Annotated in this window: 20 protein-coding genes and 1 riboswitch; of the genes, 14 read left to right on the plus strand and 6 right to left on the minus strand. The window is 53.5% G+C overall.

Annotation, left to right across the window (positions count from 1 at the left end; translation table 11 throughout):
• The first annotated feature begins 90 nt into the window (after positions 1–90).
• The 4 genes from BM200_RS26555 to BM200_RS26570 all read left to right on the plus strand — a co-directional run bounded on the left by BM200_RS26555 (position 91) and on the right by BM200_RS26570 (position 6,003).
• Entirely contained in the window at positions 91–2,232 is a 2,142-nt protein-coding gene (locus BM200_RS26555; protein ID WP_091189852.1) for a glycosyltransferase, read from the plus strand.
• The gene (locus BM200_RS26560; RefSeq protein WP_091190140.1) at positions 2,189–3,697 is read left to right on the plus strand and encodes a tetratricopeptide repeat-containing glycosyltransferase family 2 protein; all 1,509 of its coding nucleotides are present in this window, start codon (positions 2,189–2,191) and stop codon (positions 3,695–3,697) included. Before BM200_RS26555 ends, BM200_RS26560 begins: the two co-directional genes overlap by 44 nt.
• Positions 3,698–3,710: 13 nt before the next feature.
• Positions 3,711–5,633: a tetratricopeptide repeat-containing glycosyltransferase family 2 protein gene (locus BM200_RS26565; RefSeq protein WP_091189853.1), complete on the plus strand. Its 1,923-nt coding sequence runs from the start codon at positions 3,711–3,713 to the stop codon at positions 5,631–5,633.
• Positions 5,634–5,790: 157 nt separating this feature from the next.
• On the plus strand, positions 5,791–6,003 hold the full coding sequence (locus tag BM200_RS26570; RefSeq protein WP_139230843.1) for a hypothetical protein: 213 nt from the start codon (positions 5,791–5,793) through the stop codon (positions 6,001–6,003).
• A gap of 612 nt (positions 6,004–6,615) precedes the next feature.
• Here BM200_RS26570 and BM200_RS26575 read toward each other — a convergent pair.
• Genes BM200_RS26575 through BM200_RS26585 form a run of 3 tightly spaced genes read right to left on the minus strand, consistent with a single transcriptional unit; the run spans position 6,616 to position 9,720 of the window.
• Positions 6,616–7,776, minus strand: a complete 1,161-nt coding sequence (locus BM200_RS26575; RefSeq protein WP_091189856.1) for a glycosyltransferase family 4 protein — start codon at positions 7,774–7,776, stop codon at positions 6,616–6,618.
• Positions 7,766–8,518: a glycosyltransferase gene (locus tag BM200_RS26580; protein ID WP_091189857.1), complete on the minus strand. Its 753-nt coding sequence runs from the start codon at positions 8,516–8,518 to the stop codon at positions 7,766–7,768. The genes BM200_RS26575 and BM200_RS26580 overlap by 11 nt, the downstream gene beginning before the upstream one ends.
• Before the next feature lie 2 nt (positions 8,519–8,520).
• Positions 8,521–9,720 carry a tetratricopeptide repeat protein gene (locus BM200_RS26585; RefSeq protein WP_091189859.1) on the minus strand — a complete coding sequence of 400 codons (1,200 nt, stop codon included), beginning with the start codon at positions 9,718–9,720 and terminating at the stop codon, positions 8,521–8,523.
• A gap of 152 nt (positions 9,721–9,872) precedes the next feature.
• Between BM200_RS26585 and BM200_RS26590 the strand changes: the two genes are divergently transcribed.
• From BM200_RS26590 to BM200_RS26620, 7 genes are all read left to right on the plus strand, one after another.
• On the plus strand, positions 9,873–11,240 hold the full coding sequence (locus tag BM200_RS26590; protein WP_091189860.1) for a sodium-dependent transporter: 1,368 nt from the start codon (positions 9,873–9,875) through the stop codon (positions 11,238–11,240).
• Positions 11,241–11,342: 102 nt separating this feature from the next.
• The gene (locus BM200_RS26595) at positions 11,343–13,004 is read left to right on the plus strand and encodes a glutamine--tRNA ligase/YqeY domain fusion protein (RefSeq protein WP_091190142.1); all 1,662 of its coding nucleotides are present in this window, start codon (positions 11,343–11,345) and stop codon (positions 13,002–13,004) included.
• A 222-nt stretch (positions 13,005–13,226) separates the two neighbouring features.
• On the plus strand, positions 13,227–13,634 hold the full coding sequence (locus tag BM200_RS26600) for an RDD family protein (RefSeq protein WP_091189862.1): 408 nt from the start codon (positions 13,227–13,229) through the stop codon (positions 13,632–13,634).
• A gap of 198 nt (positions 13,635–13,832) precedes the next feature.
• Positions 13,833–14,333 carry a GNAT family N-acetyltransferase gene (locus BM200_RS26605; protein WP_091189864.1) on the plus strand — a complete coding sequence of 167 codons (501 nt, stop codon included), beginning with the start codon at positions 13,833–13,835 and terminating at the stop codon, positions 14,331–14,333.
• Between the two features lie 79 nt (positions 14,334–14,412).
• Positions 14,413–15,477 carry a histidinol-phosphate transaminase gene (gene hisC, locus BM200_RS26610; protein ID WP_091189865.1) on the plus strand — a complete coding sequence of 355 codons (1,065 nt, stop codon included), beginning with the start codon at positions 14,413–14,415 and terminating at the stop codon, positions 15,475–15,477.
• Positions 15,477–15,899, plus strand: a complete 423-nt coding sequence (locus tag BM200_RS26615; protein WP_091189867.1) for a hypothetical protein — start codon at positions 15,477–15,479, stop codon at positions 15,897–15,899. The genes hisC and BM200_RS26615 overlap by 1 nt, the downstream gene beginning before the upstream one ends.
• A gap of 366 nt (positions 15,900–16,265) precedes the next feature.
• Positions 16,266–17,945: a ribonuclease J gene (locus BM200_RS26620; RefSeq protein WP_091189868.1), complete on the plus strand. Its 1,680-nt coding sequence runs from the start codon at positions 16,266–16,268 to the stop codon at positions 17,943–17,945.
• A gap of 136 nt (positions 17,946–18,081) precedes the next feature.
• On the opposite strand, the gene BM200_RS26625 is transcribed toward BM200_RS26620, so the two are convergent.
• From BM200_RS26625 to BM200_RS26635, 3 genes are all read right to left on the minus strand, one after another.
• A complete protein-coding gene (locus tag BM200_RS26625) occupies positions 18,082–18,396 on the minus strand; it encodes a DMT family transporter (RefSeq protein WP_091189870.1) in 315 nt (104 codons plus the stop codon).
• Entirely contained in the window at positions 18,396–18,749 is a 354-nt protein-coding gene (locus BM200_RS26630; RefSeq protein WP_091189871.1) for a DMT family transporter, read from the minus strand. The genes BM200_RS26625 and BM200_RS26630 overlap by 1 nt, the downstream gene beginning before the upstream one ends.
• Before the next feature lie 79 nt (positions 18,750–18,828).
• Positions 18,829–18,932, minus strand: a riboswitch (guanidine-I (ykkC/yxkD leader).
• Positions 18,933–19,069: 137 nt separating this feature from the next.
• Positions 19,070–19,282 (minus strand): hypothetical protein, encoded by a 213-nt coding sequence (locus BM200_RS26635; protein ID WP_091189873.1) that lies wholly within the window; start codon positions 19,280–19,282, stop codon positions 19,070–19,072.
• A 174-nt stretch (positions 19,283–19,456) separates the two neighbouring features.
• Here BM200_RS26635 and BM200_RS26640 point away from each other — a divergent pair, with 174 nt between their 5' ends.
• The 3 genes from BM200_RS26640 to trxA all read left to right on the plus strand — a co-directional run bounded on the left by BM200_RS26640 (position 19,457) and on the right by trxA (position 21,244).
• Positions 19,457–20,308 (plus strand): aldo/keto reductase, encoded by an 852-nt coding sequence (locus BM200_RS26640; protein ID WP_091189874.1) that lies wholly within the window; start codon positions 19,457–19,459, stop codon positions 20,306–20,308.
• Between the two features lie 134 nt (positions 20,309–20,442).
• Complete coding sequence (locus BM200_RS26645; RefSeq protein WP_091189876.1) at positions 20,443–20,868, plus strand: RrF2 family transcriptional regulator; 426 nt, start codon at positions 20,443–20,445, stop codon at positions 20,866–20,868.
• Positions 20,869–20,932: 64 nt separating this feature from the next.
• Positions 20,933–21,244 carry a thioredoxin gene (gene trxA / locus BM200_RS26650; RefSeq protein WP_091189877.1) on the plus strand — a complete coding sequence of 104 codons (312 nt, stop codon included), beginning with the start codon at positions 20,933–20,935 and terminating at the stop codon, positions 21,242–21,244.
• Positions 21,245–21,268 lie beyond the last annotated feature (24 nt).

Consider the following 21,268-nt stretch of genomic DNA (forward strand, 5'->3'; position numbering starts at 1 on the left):
CGCAAAGAACGCGCTAATTCTTTTAGGCGTATGCTTTCGAAGCAAGAATTATCGCAAAGAACGCGCTAATTCTTTTAGGAGGGTTATAAAATGCTGCTCGGTGTTCACATCATCGTACGCAATGAAGAGGATATGCTCTCGGAATGCCTGGACAGCATTCGTGGTATAGCCGATGAGCTCATCGTTGTCGACACGGGTTCGACGGACGGAACGGTGGACATTGCTTTGCGGTATGGAGCAAGAGTGATCAATGCGGAGTGGAAGGATGATTTCTCCTTCGTCCGCAATCTGGCATTAGAGCATGCGCGTACGGTCTGGGTGTTGGTCCTGGATGCAGATGAACGGCTGAAAGGTGATGGGCAGGCACTGAGGCTCGAGCTGAGAAAAGCCGCCTCATCGGCTTATCGGCTGCGGATGGAGCATCTGCTGGATGCCTCCAATACGAGCTGCAGCATGAGCAGTGAAGCCGTGCGTCTATTCCGGGCGGACCGCGGCTATCGCTATCACGGGGAGATCCATGAGCAGCTCGTCCGCATCAGCGAAACGGTGAACGGAACGATTATGATGGATATCGACAGTCCGCTATGCCCGGGGAGCCAGCACCTTGTACATGTCGGTTATATGCCGGATGTGCTGCAGCGCAAATCCAAAGCAGAGCGCAATTTACGGGTCATTTCCAGGCAGCTGACCAGGCGGCCGAATGACCCTTTTTGTCTATATAATCATGGAGTTACGTTATGCCAGCTTGGAAAAGCCGGAGAAGCGGCGGAAGCCTTCGGCAAGTCGCTTGATTATACGCCCTTATCCGCGCCATACAGGCCAACGCTGGTCAGGGATTATGCGACTGTCCTGCTCGCTTTATCACGTCCCGCGGAAGCTGCCGAGCTGCTCAAGGGAGAAACGCTCCGGTACCCTGACTACCCGGATCTTTTTATGCTGCTAGGTAATAGCTTCGCGGCCACGGGCATGATGCTGGAGGCCAAAGCGGCATATGAGGCCGCTATAGAGTCAGGCGCAAGACCCCATTCTTATATTTCGGAAAATGGTGCCGGCAGCTATCAGGCGGAGCTTCGTCTGGCAGCCGTGCTGCAGCGGATCGGAGAAGCAGAAGCCGTTCAGATGAGGTATGAATCCTTGCTCGGCAGGATGCCGGGATGGGATGACGCATTGTCGGCCTGGGCGGACTATCTTCATCAATTAGGAATACCCGATCAGGATATTCGCCAGAAGCTAAGTTCTTATGCCGGAGAAGAGGGAGCGGAACAGCATAAGCTGTTGGCCCGGATCCTGAGCCGCATTGGGGCGTACAGCGCAGCCTTGCCGCTGTGGAGAGAGGTGATTCAGGCTGCTGCAAATACAAATGCAGCGGCCCCCGCACAGCTCACCTTTTCCGATATGCGCTGGTTCGCCGATTGTCTGATCGGTACCGGTCAATACATGGAGGCAGCCTCCCAAATCCGGACATGGCTGCAGGCAGTAAAGCCGTATGCAGAAGCCGAGCCTCGGAAAAAGACGATCCGGCTGGGCATGGCCTGGGCGTTATGCCGCTGGAATGAAGGGCAGCGAATCAGCCGGGAGGAGCTTGCGGTGGTTCTTGGAGGCAGCAGCCAGCTGGCCAGAGAAACGGAGCTATTTAATAACTGGCTGCCGATGACACACGAAACAAGGAACAAAATCGCGAAGGAGCAGGAGCTTGCTTCGGCCGTCCGGTGGCTGGATGCGGCCGTAGGCCATGGGATGCTTCGCCTCGCGCATAAGCTGGCTGGCGGAATATATGGTCTTCGCCCGCATTTTGAAACACTTCTTTATGATCACGGGTACGTAGAAGCAGCGGCAGAGCTGATGCTGGACCGCTTCGAGAAGGACGGCAAGCTGACAGGAGAGCAGTCGTTCCGATTGGGAGAACTGCTGTATCTGAAAAAGCTGCGCAGCGAGGCTCTATCGCTATTCGAGAGTGTGGCGGGCAGCGGTAACAGCGGCGCTTATGCGGAGAGAGCGCTGCTAGGGGCATCGGCAGCCTGTCTGCAACTGGCGATTGAAGCGCTGCAGCCGGATGAATACAGCGGATCCCGCAATTGGGATGGGAGCTGGTCCGAGCCTGACCGGATGAAGCTGCAGGAAGCGCTCTTGCGGGTTGAATGGATGGGCTGGCAGACGAACTGGAACGGACGGCAAAGGAGGCGCGTGAATGGCGGAGCTGCGGAAGCGGATTTCCTTATGCATGATCGTTAAAAATGAGGAGAAGCATTTGCCCGGCTGTCTGGACAGCGTGCAGGGGATTGTGGGCGAGATCATTATAGTCGATACCGGTTCGACGGATGAGACGATTGCCATTGCGGAGAGTTACGGGGCGATTGTGATCCGGAGCGGGTGGGAGCATGATTTTGCCAAGGCTCGTAACAAGGGGGTGGAGAAGGCATCAGGGGAGTGGATTCTATTCCTTGATGCGGATGAACAGCTGGATGAGGCGACAAAGCCGCAGCTGCTCGAATATGCCCGCCACGCCGATCTGTCTGCGCTGCTTCTCCAGATCCGAAATCAGATCGGGCCGGATCATGATCAGGGCTCGACAATCCACCCCGTGCTGCGGATGTTCAGGAGCGACCCCGCCCACAGGTTCGAGGGACGTATTCATGAACAGATTTCATTCTCGATTTTGCGGAAAAACCCTTCGGCCCGTTTCCATCTGACAGATGTCATCATTCATCATTATGGCTACCGGACCCAGGTAGTGGCGGAGAAAAATAAGCTTCAGCGCAATATGGAGCTGCTCGAGCTTGCGCTTGCGGAAGATCCGGACAATGCGTTCCACCGCTATAATATCGGGGTTGAATACTTGAGAAATAACCGGGCGGCGGATGCACTCGAAGCGTTCCGGACCGCACGGCGGTCAGCCGGATTTGAACAGCTGTCCTATGCGCATCTGGTGCTCAAATACGAATCGCTCAGCCTTCAATTGCTTGGCAGATGGGAGGAGGCTGCGGCCACGGCAAGGGAAGGGGCGGCGGTGTTTCCCGATTATACGGATCTGTGGCATTATATCGCGTTTTGCTCAGCGAGTACCGGACAGTACAAGGCGGCTATGGAAGCAGCGGAAAAAGCACTGGAGATGGGGGCTGCGCCCGCCCGGTACCATACCGAAGACGGAATGGGCACTTTCCGGACCGCTTATTTGCAGGGGCGTATTTATGAAGCCATGCATGACGAGCAAGGTATCGTTCATGCCTATATTACGGCTTTGCGGTTTAAGCCCAGTCTCCTCCCGCCATTGTTCCGCCTTTGCAAATATATGCGTGCCGCCGGGCGCGAAGGCCAGCTTGCCGCCTTAATGGCAAGGCGGATTACCTGTCCGGATGAAGCAGCAATGCTCAAGCTTGCTGGCGTGATGGTTGCGAGCGGCTGCCCGGACAGCGCCATCGCCTATTTGGAATGGCAGGCTGAGCTGTATAAAGAACCGGCCTTGAGGAATTCCCTTGCTTCGCATGCCAATGCTTTGCTTGAAGGAGATTTCAGCCGGCTGCCGTTTGCGGGTTACAGCGGCAAGGATGAAGTGGAAGATATGCTGTCTCCGGCGGCGCATTGGCGGGAGCGTGCGGAGTATTATTTGGAGCGGGTTCAGCAGCAGAAGGAACAGATTGTTGAGAAGCAGGCTATTCAAAGCATCCGCTTGTTAATGCCCGGTTTTGAAGGCTGGTAAGGAGGCGGGGCAGATGGTGGAAGGCGCCCGCGGCGGGCTGGACGGCAGGGCAGAGCGGCAGGAAGCAGGAATAGGTTCCGCGGGGCGGCTCCCTTTGTCACTTTGCATGATTGTCCGCGACGAGGAGCTGTTCCTGCCGTCTTGTCTGGCCTCGGCGGCTCCTTATTGCTCGGAAATCATCGTGGCAGACACGGGCTCAACGGATCAGACGGTTGCTATAGCGGAGGCGTGCGGAGCGAAGGTGCTTCGGGTCAGCTGGCAGGATGATTTTGCGGCGGCACGTAATGCGGCTGTTGAACTTGCGACCCAGCCGTGGATTCTGGTACTGGATGCCGACGAGAGGCTCCTTCCGTTTCCGGTGGAGGAATGGAGAAAGCTGTTGGCGGAGCAAGACTGCTACGGCTACCTGATTCAGATCAGAAGCCGGGTAGATGGACGGGGTGGAGATGAAGAGGTGTCAGACGCGGTCTGCCGTCTTTTTCGCAATGATTCCCGCATCCGGTTCACCGGGGCTATCCATGAGGAAGCTGCAACGGCGGTTGCGGCCTGCGGAACGGGAGCGCTGCGTCATGCTCCGGTCAAAGTGCTTCATGAGGGTTACCGGAATGCGGTGATGCTGAAGCGCAGGAAAAATGAAAGGAATAAACGGATACTGCTCGCCGCGTTGCAGCGTGATCCGGATAATCCGGTGCTGCAGTATGCGATGGGCACGGAATATTTTACTTATGGCAACTGGGAGCAGGCGGTCCGATGGCTGGAGCCGGTCCTGAACAGTCAGGAGCATTGTGAGGATAACGGGTATTTGTCCGATGTGTGGCTGAAGCTGGTGCATGCACTGCGGGCGCTGGGCAGGCTGACGGAAGCGGAGAGGTATGCCGGGAGCGGACTGGAGCGGTATGGCGACTTTCCTGATCTGCACGAAGCTTATGCGGTTGTGCTGCTGGAGATGGACCGCCCCGCTGAAGCAGCGCAGTCGTTGCAGCAGGCTCTCTTGACCGGACGCTCTCCTTCGACCTATTCCTCGGCTTCCGGCTCGGGAAGCTTCCGGACGCAATACGCTGCGGGCTATGCTGCCGAACGAGGCTATGACTGGGAGCGGGCGGCGGATGCTTATGCGTCTGCACTTGAAATGAATCCCGCTTATCGGCCTGCTTGGGAAAGGCTGCTCATGCTTGGCACGCTTGATTCGGACTTAAGGGGCTGTTGGAGGGGGGCTGCGGACCGTGCGGCTGCGAGCGGAAATCACAAGCTTTGCCGGTCCATGCTGGAGCTGCTTGCTGACGCCGGACTGCAGCTTGATCCGGCCGTGAGCAGCAGGCTGATCGGGAGCCTTGCTGTGGGCGGGGATTTTTGGAGCGGCCTGCTGGCTGTGCAGCAGGGCGATCTGGCTGCTGGCCGGCAGCGGTGGGCGCAGCTGCCGGAGGAGTACCCGGGCAAAGGCGAGTATCTCGCCGCCCTTGCCTGGCTGGGCGGCGGGCGGGCTGAGCCGCCGCCCGCAGCAGCGCTTGCGCACGCGCTTATCCGCGTGCGCGCCTGGTCCGCGTGGCTGCGGCTTTGCCCGGCCGCGCCAGCGTATGCGGCGGCGCCGGCACCCGCGCCGCTGCAGTGGTGCGCGCTGCTAGGCGCAGCGACGCCTGTGCCCGCGCTGGCCGCGGCACGGTGGCTGCGCGCGGCAGCGCAGCCCGAGGCGCCCGCGCGGCTGGCCGCGGGCGCGCTCTTCACCGCCGCGGGCGAATGGCCCGCCGCGGCGGAGCAGTTTGCGGCTGCGCGCGAAGCAGCGGCGCAGCCATGGGTCTCGCGAGCCGCCGCATCGGGGCTCGCGGCAGCGTTCGCGGCGCGCGCCCGCCGCGCCGCGCCGGAGGCAGCGCTCGCAGCGCCGCTGCTCTGCGAGCGGGAGCTGCTGCTGCGCGTCACCTCCGCTCTGCATGGCCTTTAAGCATGAACCGCCACTTTGTAGCTTGGCGGGCCGCCTACGTTGTATTTCATCCATCATAAGGAGGCACAAAGATCCGGTAAACAAAGCTACATTGGATTTCATCCGGCCTAATGAGCTCATCGGGACGAAAAGGAGCTATTTAGGTGAAAGTTGCTGGATGAAATCCAACCTAGCGCAGGGCAGTCTGTGTCTGAGCCAAGTTAGGATGGATGAAATCCAATCAAGCTCGCGGGCAGCCAGCGGAAGGCTGAGAACTCTTGCGATACAGCTGCTCCAGATCCTATGCTCGCCATTTATCCTGCACGATGTGCAGCATAATGCTGCCTGCCATCGCAGCTGCTGGCTTTATCCTGCACGTTATGCAGGATAAAGCCAGCGATTGTGTTAAATGAGCCTATATCGGCGAAATATCCTGCACAATGTGCAACATAATTCCCTGTAAATAGCTATTTAGCTAAATATCCTGCACACCGTGCAGCATAACTCCCTGTAAATAGTCTATTTAGCGAAATATCCTGCACAACGTGCAACATAACTCCCTGCAAACAGCCTATTCAGCGAAATATCCTGCACAACGTGCAGCGTAACTCCCAGTAAATAGTCTATTTAGCGAAATATCCTGCACAACGTGCAACATAACTCCCTGCAAAGGGCCTATTTAGCGAAATATCCTGCACACCGTGCAGCATAACTCCCTGCAAAGGGCCTATCCGGCGAAATATCCTGCACACCGTGCAGCATGACTCCCTGCAAAGGGCCGACCCAGCGAAATATCTTGCACACCGTGCAACGTAACTCCCTGCAAACAGCCTATTCAGCGAAATATCCTGCACAACGCGCAGCATACTCCCTGTGACTAGTCTTTTTAGGGAAATATCCTGCACAACGTGCAATGTTGGCCGGGCAGGCAGGGGAGTTAGTCAATGAGCTCGAAGCAGCTGGGGGACAGGCAGGCGGTTGACTGGTAACTACAAAGCATAGGTTACCGCCTAACCCCATCCAGCTTCGCCAGCTGAGAGGTAATAATCGATTTCCACTCAGCAAACCAGCGTGTCTGATCGAATGTGAGCGCCGCCCGCCGTGCGGCCGTACCCATTCTGCGCCGCAGCCGGGGCTGCTCGATCAGTTCAATGATGGCGGGCGTGACGGCTTCTGCCGAAGGCGGAGCCAGGCGGCCGTTCACGCCGTCGATAATAAGGTCATTCAGGCCGCCGACGTTGGTCGCAACGACAGGCAGGCCGCAGCTCATCGCCTCCAGACAGGAGAGCGAGGTTCCTTCCGAGTACAACGTCGGGATGACTGCAATGTCTGCCTGATGGTAGGCTTCCCGGATAGTCTCGAATGTGTAAGTCCGGTGAAGAATGCGGTCCCGGTAAGGATGCGCCTCATGCCATAGGTGAAACACAGCTGCCATCATCGATCCGTCGACCAGCTCGCCGGCGAATTCGACGGTCATGCCCGGATAACGGCGGAGCAGCTCATCCGCGGACAGCATCATTGTCACAAGGCCGCGTTCAAAGCTTAGTCTTCTCGGATAAAGCACATGTACGCTGCCGGCAGTCGAAGAAATGCCCGATCGCGGAACAAAGCAGGAAGTATCTACCGGATTAGGCAGCAGGGTAATAGAAGCAGGATCTTCAAACTCGCAAACGGCCCGGCAGTAGGTTTGAAAATGCGAATCTACCGACACGATGCGGTCAAGCTGCCGCAGCGCCCGGTTAATATGCTGGCTGATCGCTGTCTTCGTCTCCGCGGCAAGAAAGGGAGTGTCCCAGTTAATGCCGTGGCAGATGCCGATGCTTCCCGGGCGGTAGCGGATCGGATGCCAGATGCAGCTGGCATAGATAAGAAGGCCTTCCGCAGACTCGGCCATCTGCTCGAATGCCTCCGTAATATGGCCCGCTTCAAACGGCCAGCCGCGAACCCGGACACCCTCATACACCGTGTCAAAAGACTCGTAATACGTAAGCTGATAGACAACCGGAGTTAGTCCAAGCTCCTTGACGGCACGGCATAACAAATCGACATAGCGCTCCAGTCCGCCTCCGAACGGCCGCGTGTAATCCTGCCCGTAGCCGTTCAAATAGCTATGGGTTAATACCGTTACCGTCCTTCCCGCATTCCCCTTGGTCTTATTCATCATGCCGGTCTCTTTCCTGCCAGCGGATCAGCCTTGGATTTGGCTCCAGAATAGAGGCGTAATGGCCGAGATTTCCCCATTGACCAAGCGGGTCCAGCTTCATATAGCGGTCGTATTTCGCCCGCCGCTCCTCGGCGCTTCCTGCCCAGCCGAAGTGCTTGATCCGAAGCTCGGTATCGAGGCCCGGAAAGGCGCTGTACGTAAAAGGAAGCCGCGTCGCGTGATGCGCCCGCTTCGGATAAGCGTAATGATAACCGGGCAGATACCGGACAAGCGTCATCATGGGGCGCTGATGAAGATTCCACCATTCATCCTCGCGATAATGGGTGACGGAGTCCCAGAAATCATACATCCGGAATGAGACCGTATCGTACTCATCCTGATTGATAAGCTCGCGCAAAGTCCCCTTAGTATACTCCTCGTAAAATTCATCCGCATCCACCGCCAGCAGCCAGTCCGGCGAGGTCTCCTCGGCAGCCCGCCACAGCTGCTCGCGCAGCAGCCATTCCTTATGGAACAGCGATTCCTTATTCCGTACCAGCTTCACAACCTTTTCGAAGGATGCGGCAAGCTCGGGCGTATCGTCGGTGCTTGCATCATCCACGATAACAATCTCGTCTACAAAGCCGGACAGATCCGCAAGCACCGCTTCCAGATAACGTCCGGCTTCATTACGAACCTGCATCATGGCGGTCAGTTTGTTGCCCGTTTTTTTCCTGCCGCCCTTTCCGAGACCGTTAGCCATCCTCAGTTGGCCTCCTTATTTCCCCGTGTTAGCTCTCGCGCGACTTCATCCATTACTGCCAGTTCGATCATCCCGTTTAAATCCTCCTGCCTGTTCTCTCCTGCCGACAGGAAGCAGTGGATCGCCTCATGCCGCTTGCCTTCCAGCAGCAGCGCAGTCCCTTGCAGATGCTGCCATTGGCGGCGGTCGCCCGCCGATTGCCGATGCTCGGCTTCCCCGAGAGTGAGAGCACTATGCAGCCTGCCCATCTGGATATAGATTTCGATAAGCAGTGTCCTGGCTTCGGGATCATCCGCAACAGGCTCCAGAAGAGCTGCCGCTTTGCGGTAATCGTCATTCAGCCGGTACAGCTGGGCTTTGACCAGCTCCCGCTTCCCGCCGGCAAGCCACTTCGTTAATTGCTCGGCGTAACGCCACTCCGCGTCCCCACCAGCGGTATAGCCGTAGGTTCGGACGGCATCCTGGAGATGTCCGAGCTCCAGCTCGATAGCCGACAGGAAGCGGTAGACGTTCTGAAGCGTATTCCCTCGGCCTTCCAGCAGCATCTGTTCGAAGGAAATGAGCAGCAGCTTACGCGAATACTCGGCTTCACCGATCAGGTACCGGTAGACCGAATGATAGAAGAGGCCGTCGGCGTAACCGTTAGCAGCCGCATCAGCCGCATGCTCCTGCTTTTGCAGCAGCTCATTCCGCCAGTTCGCCCGATGCCGCTGCTGCAGCCGGATGAGCGTATCGGATTCAAAGCCGTCAATATGCCATTCTGCCGCCTGTCTCGCGAACAGATCAGAGGTTTCATCCAAGCCGTCCATGAGAAAGACACTGCCCCGGCGGAATGATTGCTCCAGATAAAAAGCCTCCGAACCGGTGACCACAAGCGTGGCATAGGCACACAGCCAGGTGCGGCATTTCGTCCAAAGCGCTTCTTCCGCCTGCTCGGGCGGAGGCAGCATCGCTATGAGGCAGCGGGGCTTCAAAGGCACTGCAATATGCACCCACGCAGGATGCATCACAATAGCGGAGGCGCTGGTCCATTCGACGCTGCTCAGTTGTTCCAAAGAGAGCTGCTCAATTGGAGCTGGGGCATCATCGGCTACTGCAAGCAGCCTTCGTTTCCGGGCGAACTCCTCCAGCCAGCTTCGCTGGCCGGGCGGAATGCCGTGCCAGCCGCCGCTTGGGAAGACGACAATCGGTTCTGCTGCCATAGGCGCGTTCACCATCCGTTTCATCTTTTGGTTCTTGTATGAACGTATGAAAAATAGTACGATAACCATTCCGGTTTTTTCTCGGGCTGGAAGTAAATAATAGGCTTTAACAACATCAGGTGAAGACACAAGGAAAGAGGTAGGTTTGTAAGATGGTTGATCAAAACAAGAGTACGTCAGCTCCATCGCTTGCGGATGGGGAGGAACGGTTCTCGAAATCCGGATTTATTTTCGCGGCGATCGGCAGTGCGGTTGGTCTCGGGAACATGTGGAAATTTCCTTACATTACCGGCAAATACGGCGGAGCGGCATTTTTCCTCATGTTCGTTATTTGTTTGCTGGCAGTCGGTTTGCCCGTCTTGATGGCGGAGCTTGCAATCGGCCGCGGCGGCCGTGGCAGCGTTTCAGCTTCCTTCAGCCGGCTAAGCAAGCAAAAAGGCTGGGGTGCGCTTGGGTTCCTCATGATTCTGGCGCCTTTTCTGATCTTATCTTTTTATTCGGTTGTTGCAGGCTGGACCATATATTATGCGGTACGCTCGTTTTCCGGGCAGCTGTTTTCGAATTCGGATTATTCCGGCCAGTTCAGTGCCTTTATCGGAAGCTGGCAGCCGGTATGGTGGATGCTCCTTGCGCTGGTATTAACAGCAGTGGTTATTATAAAAGGCGTGTCGGCGGGGATCGAGAAGTTTAATAAAATTCTCATTCCGGGCCTTGTTGTTTTGCTCCTGATCCTGGTAGTCCGCTCCTTGACACTGGATGGGGCAGGAGAGGGCGTATCGTTCTTCCTCAGTCCGGATTTCAGCAAGCTGACAGCCGAATCGGCCTTGGTTGCGCTTGGACATGCTTTCTTCTCCTTATCCCTTGGCATGGGGACGATGATTACTTACGGTGCTTATGTAGACAAAAGACAGTCGCTTGGCATCGGAACGATGGCGATTGGTCTCGGCGACCTTTTGTATGCCTTTCTTGCGGGCTTGATTATTTTCCCGACGTCGTTTGCTTTTGGCATTGAGCCGGGTGAAGGTCCGGGGCTTGTATTTGTTGCCTTGCCGGCTGCGTTTGCAGCGATGCCGCTCGGCAGTCTGTTCGGCGGATTATTCTTTATCCTGCTTGCGTTTGCCGCATTGACTTCAACCGTTGGCTTGCTTGAAGTACCGGTTGCCTTCGTCCGTGAACGGTTCGGCTGGAGCCGCGGCCTCTCGGTTATTGTCATTACCCTGCTCCTCTTCCTGCTCGGCATACCTTCCGCGGTTTCGGTCGGCGGAGCTGTGGGCGGATTGCAATTCGGAGAGAAGACATTCTTCGACTGGGTGGATTTCATCTGCTCGAACATCATGCTGCCGCTCGGGGGGCTGATTGTAACGATCTTTGTCGGGTATGTATGGAAGCATGCCGGGGATGAAGCGGGCCTTACTTCGAGCTGGTTCCGGATTTGGATCTTTATGGTTCGTTATATTGCGCCAATCCTGGTTGTGCTGGTTCTGCTGTACTCGGCGGGCGCTCTGGACTTTTTGTTTTAGAGGGCAGTCTCCATCGGCAGTTGACAGTGTATTTTCTCGTAAATTTGTGTATGATAGGAAGATAATTATTTACGGGAAAGGTTGGTCGCCGTGGAAAACACAGTGGAGAACAAGGTATCATCCTCTAACTTTATTAAAAACATCGTCGTCGAAGATTTGAAAGAAGGCCACGTGCAGGAAATCGTGACCCGCTTTCCGCCGGAGCCTAACGGATATTTGCACATCGGACACGCCAAGTCGATCTGTCTAAACTTCGAGCTTGCCGATGAATTCAAAGGACGGACAAATCTGCGCTTCGATGATACGAATCCGGTCAAGGAAGATACGGAATATGTCGAATCGATCAAAGAGGATGTCCGCTGGCTCGGATTTGACTGGGATGATCTTCGCTTTGCATCCGACTATTTCGAAGAGTTATATAATCGCGCCGTTCTGCTGATCCGCAAAGGAAAAGCTTATGTGTGCGATTTGACCGCCGAGCAAATCCGCGAGACCCGCGGTACGCTGACGCAGCCGGGTCAAGACAGCCCCTACCGTAACCGCAGCGTCGAAGAAAATCTCGATCTGTTCGCTAGAATGCGGGCAGGCGAGTTCAAAGACGGCGAGAAAGTACTGCGCGCGAAGATCGATATGGCTTCGCCTAATATCAATTTCCGCGATCCTGTATTGTACCGGATTGCCCATGCTCATCATCACCGGACCGGCGATGCATGGTGCATCTACCCGATGTATGACTATGCGCATCCGATTAGCGATGCGATTGAGGGCATTACGCACTCGATCTGCACGCTTGAATTTGCTGACCACCGTCCGCTCTATGACTGGACAATCGCGGAATGCGAGATGGCTGACGTACCGAAGCAATACGAATTTGCCCGCCTGAACGTTACGAATACCGTGATGAGCAAAAGAAAGCTGAAGCTTCTTGTTGACGAAGGTGTCGTAACCGCGTGGGATGACCCTCGCATGCCAACGATCAGCGGCCTTCGCCGCAAAGGCTATACAGCGGAAGCAATCCGCGCGTTCTGCCGCGAGATTGGCGTAGCGAAAGCAAACAGCACCGTCGATGAACGGATGCTGGAGCATTTTATCCGGGAAGACCTGAAGCTGAAGGCGCTTCGCACGATGGCTGTTCTGCAGCCGCTCAAGGTTGTTATTACGAACTATCCGGAAGGCCAAACGGAGATGCTCGAAGCCGAGAACAATGCCGAGAACGAGGAAATGGGCACGCGCCAAATTCCGTTCTCCCGCGAGATTTACATTGAGCAAGACGATTTCATGGAGAATCCTCCCGCGAAATATTTCCGTCTGTTCCCTGGCAACGAAGTGCGTCTGAAGCACGCTTACTTCATTACTTGCCAGGAAGTGATCAAGGATGCGGACGGCAATGTCATCGAGCTGCGCTGTACGTATGATCCAGCGACGAAGAGCGGTTCGGGCTTTAATGCCCGCAAAGTAAAAGGCACGATTCATTGGGTAGAGGCTTCGCAAGCGGTGCCGGCAGACTTCCGTCTGTATGAGCCGCTTATTACGAATGAAGCGGAAGAGGAAGGCAAGCCGTTCCTCGAATGCATCAATCCGAACAATGAGCAAGTGCTGAAAGGCTTTGTAGAGCCAAACATGAAGGGCGCGAAGGGGCATGACAAGTTCCAGTTCTTCCGCCACGGCTACTTCAATGTGGATCCTAAGGATTCTACCGATCAGAAACTCGTATTTAACCGGATCGTCTCGCTGAAGAGCTCGTTTGATCCGTCGAAAGCTTAATAGAGGCACCTGGGGGTGCGCAGACCGGGCTGTCCCAAGAGGATGGCCCGGTTTTTGTTCGTCTTATAAAATATGGTAAAATAGAAGGAATTTGTAGAATGGTGGCGAATTTCCATGTTAATCATCTTCCGGGCTGCCGTTGTGAAAGTCATAAGCTAAAACAGCCTGTAATAGGCTAAATGGAGTAAGAAGCAGCCAACAGAGAAAATAGGGAGGAATAACATGAATACCCATTACCATGCAGGATTCTGGAGACGTTTCGGTGCTGCAATATTGGACGGATTAATTATAGGCATACCGCTTGCTATCATTTCGTTAATTATATTTGGCAAAGGAGACACCCTGTTTACGAATATCGTCTCCTTCCTGTATTCCCTGCTTATTCCGATTGTTTGGAATGGTTATACGATCGGGAAGAAGATATGCGGGATCAAGATCAAACGGCTCGACGGCATGCCAATTGGCATCGGCACCATGCTGCTTCGCCAATTGGTAGGCGGTCTGATCTATGGCTTTACTTTCGGCATTGCCCTGATCGTCAGCGCCTTTATGGTTGGTCTGAGAGAAGACAAACGGGCCATTCACGATTTTATCGCGGGCACTGTCGTTGTGCATGACGGCGAAGAGTAACAGGATAGTACCAAAGTGATTAAGGAGCTTTCCCAACGTCATCATGGATGATTGTAAGGGGGAGTTCCTTTTTTGGCTTCAAGAAGGGCTATACTAAAAGAAAATAGACCCGCGGTTCATTTAATTGCGCGTGCGCAAATTTTGCGCTCGCTGTACAATCAAATAAAAGGATACAAAGGGTTAAGGAGAGAACTATTTATGAACAATAATTTTACGATCCGAGATGCCGGCCTGGAAGATTTGCCCCGCATCGTTGAAATATACAACTCAACCATTGCATCCCGTCAGGTAACGGCAGATTTGGAGCCTGTATCGGTGGATAGCAGGGTGCGTTGGTATAACGAGCATTCACCGGATTTTCGTCCGCTATGGGTGCTTGAGGATAAGGGGACAATCATCGCTTGGCTGAGCTTCCAGTCGTTTTATGGACGGCCGGCGTATAATGCGACTGCTGAAATCAGTATTTATATCGACCAAGAACACCGCGCGCGCGGCATCGGTTCGTTCCTGATTCAGAAGGCGCTCGAAGCAAGCCCGGGGCTTGGCCTTCGTACGCTGCTCGGATTTGTGTTTGGTCATAATGAGCCAAGCCTCGCGCTTCTCCGGAAATACGGCTTTGAAGAGTGGGCAAACCTGCCGCAGGTAGCCGAGCTTGACGGTGTAGAACGGGATTTGATTATTGTCGGCCGCAAAGTATAGGTCCTGCCAGTGGTGCTCCGTGCCAAAATGATTTATGCTGGAAGCAATAGGATGATAAGATGACAGGGGAGAATGAATAGTGAGTAAGTTTTGGAGTCCGCTTACGGCTTCATTAGTTCCTTATGTACCAGGGGAACAGCCGAAGGACAAAAAATATATTAAGCTGAACACCAACGAAAACCCGTACCCGCCTTCGCCAAAAGTACTGGAGGCAATCCGGTCGGTAACCAATGATGATTTAAGGCTTTATCCGGATCCAACCTGCGACGCGCTTGTTCGGAAGATCGCTGGATATTTCGACGTTGCTCCGAATCAGGTATTTGTAGGCAACGGCTCTGATGAAGTGCTGGCTTTCGCTTTTGCAGCCTTCTTCAATCCGGCAAGGCCCGTAGTCTTCGCCGACATTACATACAGCTTCTATAAGGTGTATGCGGAGTTTTATCAGCTGAAGGCGGATATTATTCCGTTGGACGAGCAGTTCAAGCTGCCGCTTGATGAATTCAGCCGCCGCGATTCCGGAGGGATTGTCATCCCGAATCCAAATGCGCCTACCGCGATGCTGATCTCGCTTGATGATATCCGCACTTTGCTTGTCCAGAACCCGGACCAGGTTGTTCTGATCGATGAGGCGTATATAGATTTTGGCGGCGAGTCGGCGGCGAAGCTGGTGAAGGAGTATCCGAATCTGCTTGTTGTTCAGACACTCTCGAAGTCCCGCTCGCTGGCAGGACTGCGGGTAGGCTGGGCGCTGGGCAGCGAAGAGCTGATCGACGGGCTTAACCGCGTCAAAAATTCGTTCAACTCCTATACGCTTGACCGTCTTGCGCTTGCGGGCGCGGTTGCTGCGTTTGAGGATGAAGCTTATTTCCTCGAGACAACGGCGAAGGTAATCACAACCCGCGAAGCTGTAACGAAGGAATTGAAAGAGCTTGGCTTTACCGTGACCGATTCTGCAGCGAACTTTGTCTTCATCTCCCATCCGGATCATGCAGCGGAGCAGTTGTTCCAGCAGCTGCGTGAGCGCGGGGTTCTTGTCCGCTATTTCAAACAGCCGCGTATCGATCAATATTTGCGCGTGACGGTAGGCACGGATGAAGAAATGTCGGCCTTTACGGAGGCCTTGAAGGAGATCATTAAGCGATAATGAAGCCATCGGCAAAAGCAGGCTACAGCCGGGCTGCATTTTTCGTTGTGATGGTAAGCGTTATTTACGCGGTAATCGGGAATACTTTTTTTCAACTGGCCTATCGCTATAGTGCCGCTATAGATGAGGCTTACATCGTTTTTGCAGTAACATCGGCAGTATATGCGTTGCCCGTTATCGTATGGTTCCGCCGTAGATATTGGTATTTTGCTCTGTTTATCCCTGTTATCTGGGTGCCGATGCTGGTTGTTACCGGCTATCTGATGGGTCTTCTTTTTCCGCTTCCGGAGGATGATTTGGGCGGCGGCATGCTGCTCTTGTTCGTACACGGACTGAATTTGGGGGCGGTAATAATTGGCGTGGCGCTTGGATTAACCGTGAATGCGGCGATTGCGGCTTGGAGGAAGTTCAGCAGGGACTAGCGAAAACGGATGCACCTCAAAGAATTGCGACAAAGAGCATGAGCAATTCTTTAGGGGGCAGCATACGTATCGCGAATGAAATATAAGCATGGTATAGAGAAAACCTATACTTTCTTATATTGAGAAAACCTCTATCGAGGCTGTTCGAAGATGGGCGACCGCGTTTAGAGATGGGTTTTATCGCCGAATAGAATTTCGACTTCCGAAACTCGAAGTTAATAAATTCTATTGGGGTTATAAAAAGGCTAAACAGCCTATTTCCATTTTGTTATTTTTTCGTGCTATAATGGTGGCAAGTGACTGGTTCGGATTTTTAAGTTTGAAGTATAACAATCGTCGTCAGTCTTATAAATAGGAGGATTATTTTTGAATAACCATAAAACAGAAAAGAAACTAACCATTTTTGCCTTGGGCGGCGTAGGTGAAATTGGTAAAAATATGTACGCGGTGCAATACGCGAACGATATTATTGTAATTGATTGCGGTTCCAAATTCCCGGATGAGGAGCTTCTCGGTATCGACATTATCGTACCGGATATTACGTACCTCATCGAGAATAAGGACAAAGTCAGAGCTTTGCTCATCACGCACGGACACGAGGATCATATTGGCGGCTTGCCTTATATCTTGAAGCAGCTGAGCATGCCGGTCTATGCAAGCCGATTGACGATGGGATTGATCGAAGGAAAACTGAAGGAAGCCGGGCTTCTTGGATCGACAGAGCGGCATCTGATTCATTCCGATTCCGAGATCAAGCTGGGTTCCATGAAGGCGTCGTTCTTCAAGACAAACCACAGTATTCCGGATTCCCTCGGTGTCGTGCTGGATACACCGGAAGGCGTCGTTGTCCATACGGGCGACTTCAAGTTCGACCAAACACCGGTAGGCGACTATCACGCAGACATTCACCGGATGGCCGAAATTGGGAAAAAAGGCGTCCTCGCTTTGCTGTCGGAGAGCACTAACGCCGAACGTCCAGGCTTTACGCCATCGGAACGGATTGTCGGCGCGAACTTTATCGATGCTTTCCGCAAAGCGGAGCGCCGCGTAATCGTCTCTACCTTCGCCTCGAACGTTCACCGTCTGCAGCAGGTTGTTGATGCGGCGGCAGCATCGGGACGGAAGCTGGCGATTATCGGACGCAGTATGGTCAACATGATTACCATTGCTTCGGAGCTTGGATATCTCGATATCCCGGACGGCATGCTGATTGAGACGAACGAAGTGAACCGTTATGCGGATAATCAAGTCGTTATTCTTTGCACAGGCAGCCAGGGCGAGCCAATGTCCGCATTAACGCGGATGGCCCGTTCCAATCACCGTCAGGTAGAGATTCTCGAAGGTGATACGGTTATTATCTCGGCGACACCAATCCCGGGTAATGAACGCAGCATCGGACGTACGGTGGACGAGCTGTTCCGTCTCGGAGCGAATGTAATTTACGGCTCCGGCACACAGACAGGCATGCACGTATCTGGCCACGGCAGCCAGGAAGAGCTGAAGCTGATGCTTCAATTGATGGCACCGAAATATTTCATCCCGATTCACGGGGAATACCGGATGCAGCTCCATCACAAGAAGCTGGCTGAAGCGGTTGGCGTTAAGCAAGGCCATACCTTTATCGTCGATAACGGCGAAATTGTAGAAATCGTAAACGGTGATGCACGCAAATCCGGCAAAGTGCCGGCAGGCAATACGTATATCGACGGACTTGGTATCGGCGATGTCGGCAATATCGTGCTTCGCGACCGCAAGCATTTGTCCCAAGACGGCATTCTTGTCGTTGTTGTAACGATCAGCAAGCAGGACAAAACCATCAAATCGGGACCGGACATTATCTCCCGTGGTTTCGTTTATGTACGCGAGTCGGAAGGACTGCTTGAGGAAGCAGGCAGAATTGTGACAAGAACAATTACGAAATCCATCAGCGATAACGTGAACCAATGGACAACACTAAAATCAAACGTGAAAGACTCGCTCGGACGATTCTTATATGAACAAACGAAAAGAAAGCCGATGATCCTTCCTATCATCATGGAAGTGTAATCGGCGCCTAACCAGTCCACTTCTTTTTGTTTAGTGAGCCGATATATACACAAAGGGGCTGTCCCATTGGGACAGCCCCTTGCTGCATTTTATAGCGCAGGCGTATGCTCCTCTATGGACGGAGCTGACTTTGCGCTTAGGCAACCAGCTTAAGGCCAACAACAGCTCCGATGATCAGGGTAATAAAGAAAATCCGGAGCATATTCTTCGGCTCGCCATAGAGGACCATGCCAAGGACGGCACCGCCAGTGGCGCCAATCCCCGTCCAGATCGCATAAGCGATACTCATCTCGAGGGTTTGCATGGCATAAGACAGGCAGACAAAGCTCATGCCGAAGCCGACGAGAAGGAGGGAGACGTTTTTCACGCTCCGATTCTCATTCACCTTGTTCATCATAACAACGCCAAGCATTTCGAATAAGCCCGCACAGATAAGAGATAACCAGTTCATTATGAGGATGCTCCTTTCTTCTCGCCCGCATTTGCATGCTCCGGCGTAATCATTTTGAGGCCGATGATGCCAATCAGGAGAAGGGCAATGAACAATAATTTAGCCGCATGCAGCGGATGACCGAAGAAGACGGATTCGGATATGACGGTGCCCGTGGTGCCAAGTCCTACAAATACGGCATAGACGGTGCCGACAGGAAGCTCGCTGCTTGCTTTAATAAGCAATACGAAACTAAGAATAATAGCAATAAACGTGCCTGCCCAGCTCCAGATATGGTCGGCATGTTTGAGACCGGTAACCCACAGTACCTCGAATACAGCAGCTATATAAACTTGAAGCCATTGCTTTTTCATGAAATATATTCCCCCTTACATAAGATGTCAGATTAAAAAATGGCAAAATAAAACCCGGGAGTACACTGCTATCGCAGGCGACTCCCAGGTTTTTATCCTTCCGTGATCACAGCTATTGCTGTGCGTTTTCCCTCGGACCAGACCCAGGCTTTGAAGCTTGGCGGAACCCTAGAAAACCACTAACCTGTATTATACACATATCCCCCCGAAGATCAAGGCTTTAGACTAGAACAAAAAGTGGCGGCAACCGGATAAAGGCATGCCTTAAAATCCGGTTGCCGGCCGAAAAGAAACTGCGGATTGCCCGGCTGAATCAAAGCTTATAGGGAGTGCTCGGCGTCGAATGCAGCCGCAAGTTCCTTGGCGCGTTCCTCATCCTTACTGCGTACATGAAGACGTTTCAAGGCGTTGCCCTCCAGGGTGATCTTTGATTTCAACCCGTTTGACTTAAAATACGCTTGCAGCCTGTCGATTTCATCTGCCCTGGAACCACCTTCGGTCCGGAAGGCGACCCACCGGTTCCACCACGCCATTCCAACACACCTCCTTAACCTGCTGATTCGCCATTCCGTACATATGTATTCGCGCATCTCCCGCCATCATGACAGGTTTATGAGGAATGCCCCGCTAATTATTCTATAGCGGCTTAATTGTTCACGGCAGACAATCAATGGTAAAATGGTGTAGCTGAGAAGCAGCATTTGAAAATGAAGGAGGAGAAAGTTGTGAGCAGATTTACATCCATTACGCAAAACACGGCATTAAACAATGGCGTCCTGATGCCTTGGCTGGGCTTTGGCGTGTTCAAGACGCAGGAAGGCGCGCAGGTGGAGCAAGCGATTGCGGATGCGCTGGAGGCGGGCTACCGCAGTATTGATACGGCAGCCATCTACGGTAACGAAGAGGGCGTAGGCAGAGCGGTGGCAGCAAGCGGCCTCAAGCGCGAGGAGCTGTTTATTACGACAAAAGTATGGAACAGCAACCAAGGCTACGAGAGCACGCTCAAGGCGTTCGAGGAAAGCCGGCGCAAGCTGAAGCTTGAGGTAATCGATTTGTATCTTGTTCACTGGCCGGTGGCCGGTAAATATAAAGATACATATCGCGCGTTGGAGAAGCTGTACAAGGAAGGTCATGTACGGGCAATCGGCGTCAGCAACTTCCTGATTCCTCATCTGGATGATCTGCTTGGCAGCTGTGAAGTCGTACCTGCCGTTAATCAGGTGGAGTTCCAGCCGTTCCTGACCCAGCCTGACCTGCAAAGCTATTGCAAGGACCGCGGTATTCAGCTTGAAGCCTGGAGTCCGTTGCTTCAAGGCAATCTGGACGTGCCGCTCCTGCAAGAGATTGGACAGGCCCACGGCAAATCGGCGGCTCAAGTTATTTTGCGCTGGGATTTGCAAAGCGGAGTCGTCACCATTCCAAAATCCGTTACAAAAAGCCGGATTATCGAGAATGCGGATATTTTCAACTTTGAATTAACGGATGAAGAGATGGCTTCCATCAACGGCTTAAATAAAAACCGGCGCTTTGGCTCGGACCCCATGAATTTCAATTTCTAGCCATGATGCTTGGCGAATAAGGGGGATGTCGCCGTCGCACCCTATGACTGTGGCGGAAAATCGGGCGGCCTTGCTATTGACAAAGTTAACTGTAATTGATATTATTACAGTACTAAACAGGGAGGCCGTTCACATTGAACAGCGAATTTACGATTGCCGTACACAGTCTCGTTTATTTAGCCTATCTGCCCGAGCGGATGGCAAGCAGTGAGATGATCGCCGACAACGTAGGCACGCACTCCGCGCGCGTCCGCAAAGTCATGAGCGGATTGCGCAAAAGCGGCTTTGTCGATACAAGAGAAGGCGCTGGAGGCGGCTACAGGCTTACAATTGATCCTAATGTCGTTACGCTTGGCGATGTATATCGCGTCATGGCGCAAGGCTCTTTTATCCCAAGCTGGTGCTCGGGTGATCCGGGCATGGATTGCGTCGTTGGCTCGAATATGAACCAGGTGATGTTTGGGATCTTCTGTACAGCCGAGAAGCAGCTGGAAGGCTACTTCAGCGGCATCACGATTTCCGATGTACTGAAGCAGATTCATGCTTGTGGCTGCGATTAGGCTATATGAAACGGTACGTGGCGGAATTCCCTTATCATACACCAAATGGAGAGGATGATTGACAATGGCAGTAGCATTGACAAAAGATAACTTTACAACTAGCGTACAAAACGGCGTTTCTTTGGTAGACTTCTGGGCACCTTGGTGCGGACCTTGCAAAATGCAGCTTCCTATCGTGGAGGAGCTTGCAACAGAACTGGAAGGCCAAGCAACAATCGCAAAAATCAACGTTGACGAAGAGCCTGAACTGGCTTCGCAATTCGGCGTAATGAGTATTCCTACGCTGATCCTGTTCAAAGACGGCCAACCGGTTGACAAAATGGTAGGCGTTCAAAGCAAAGACGCTCTGAAAGCAAAAATTTCCGGCCAACTGTAAGATTCGGCCGAATATAATTAAAGC

This window comes from Paenibacillus catalpae (assembly GCF_900112695.1).
Lineage (GTDB): Bacteria > Bacillota > Bacilli > Paenibacillales > Paenibacillaceae > Pristimantibacillus > Pristimantibacillus catalpae.

Coding starts and splice junctions, on each gene's coding strand:
- BM200_RS26615 (WP_091189867.1), top strand. CDS start 15,477: ATGAAGCCATCGGCAAAAGCAGGCTACAGCCGGGCTGCATTTTTCGTT.
- BM200_RS26625 (WP_091189870.1), bottom strand. CDS start 18,396: ATGAACTGGTTATCTCTTATCTGTGCGGGCTTATTCGAAATGCTTGGC.
- BM200_RS26635 (WP_091189873.1), bottom strand. CDS start 19,282: ATGGCGTGGTGGAACCGGTGGGTCGCCTTCCGGACCGAAGGTGGTTCC.
- BM200_RS26560 (WP_091190140.1), top strand. CDS start 2,189: ATGGCGGAGCTGCGGAAGCGGATTTCCTTATGCATGATCGTTAAAAAT.
- trxA (WP_091189877.1), top strand. CDS start 20,933: ATGGCAGTAGCATTGACAAAAGATAACTTTACAACTAGCGTACAAAAC.
- BM200_RS26580 (WP_091189857.1), bottom strand. CDS start 8,518: ATGGCTAACGGTCTCGGAAAGGGCGGCAGGAAAAAAACGGGCAACAAA.
- BM200_RS26590 (WP_091189860.1), top strand. CDS start 9,873: ATGGTTGATCAAAACAAGAGTACGTCAGCTCCATCGCTTGCGGATGGG.
- BM200_RS26640 (WP_091189874.1), top strand. CDS start 19,457: ATGAAGGAGGAGAAAGTTGTGAGCAGATTTACATCCATTACGCAAAAC.
- BM200_RS26630 (WP_091189871.1), bottom strand. CDS start 18,749: ATGAAAAAGCAATGGCTTCAAGTTTATATAGCTGCTGTATTCGAGGTA.
- BM200_RS26585 (WP_091189859.1), bottom strand. CDS start 9,720: ATGGCAGCAGAACCGATTGTCGTCTTCCCAAGCGGCGGCTGGCACGGC.
- BM200_RS26565 (WP_091189853.1), top strand. CDS start 3,711: ATGGTGGAAGGCGCCCGCGGCGGGCTGGACGGCAGGGCAGAGCGGCAG.
- BM200_RS26555 (WP_091189852.1), top strand. CDS start 91: ATGCTGCTCGGTGTTCACATCATCGTACGCAATGAAGAGGATATGCTC.
- BM200_RS26600 (WP_091189862.1), top strand. CDS start 13,227: ATGAATACCCATTACCATGCAGGATTCTGGAGACGTTTCGGTGCTGCA.
- BM200_RS26570 (WP_139230843.1), top strand. CDS start 5,791: ATGAAATCCAACCTAGCGCAGGGCAGTCTGTGTCTGAGCCAAGTTAGG.
- BM200_RS26575 (WP_091189856.1), bottom strand. CDS start 7,776: ATGATGAATAAGACCAAGGGGAATGCGGGAAGGACGGTAACGGTATTA.
- BM200_RS26605 (WP_091189864.1), top strand. CDS start 13,833: ATGAACAATAATTTTACGATCCGAGATGCCGGCCTGGAAGATTTGCCC.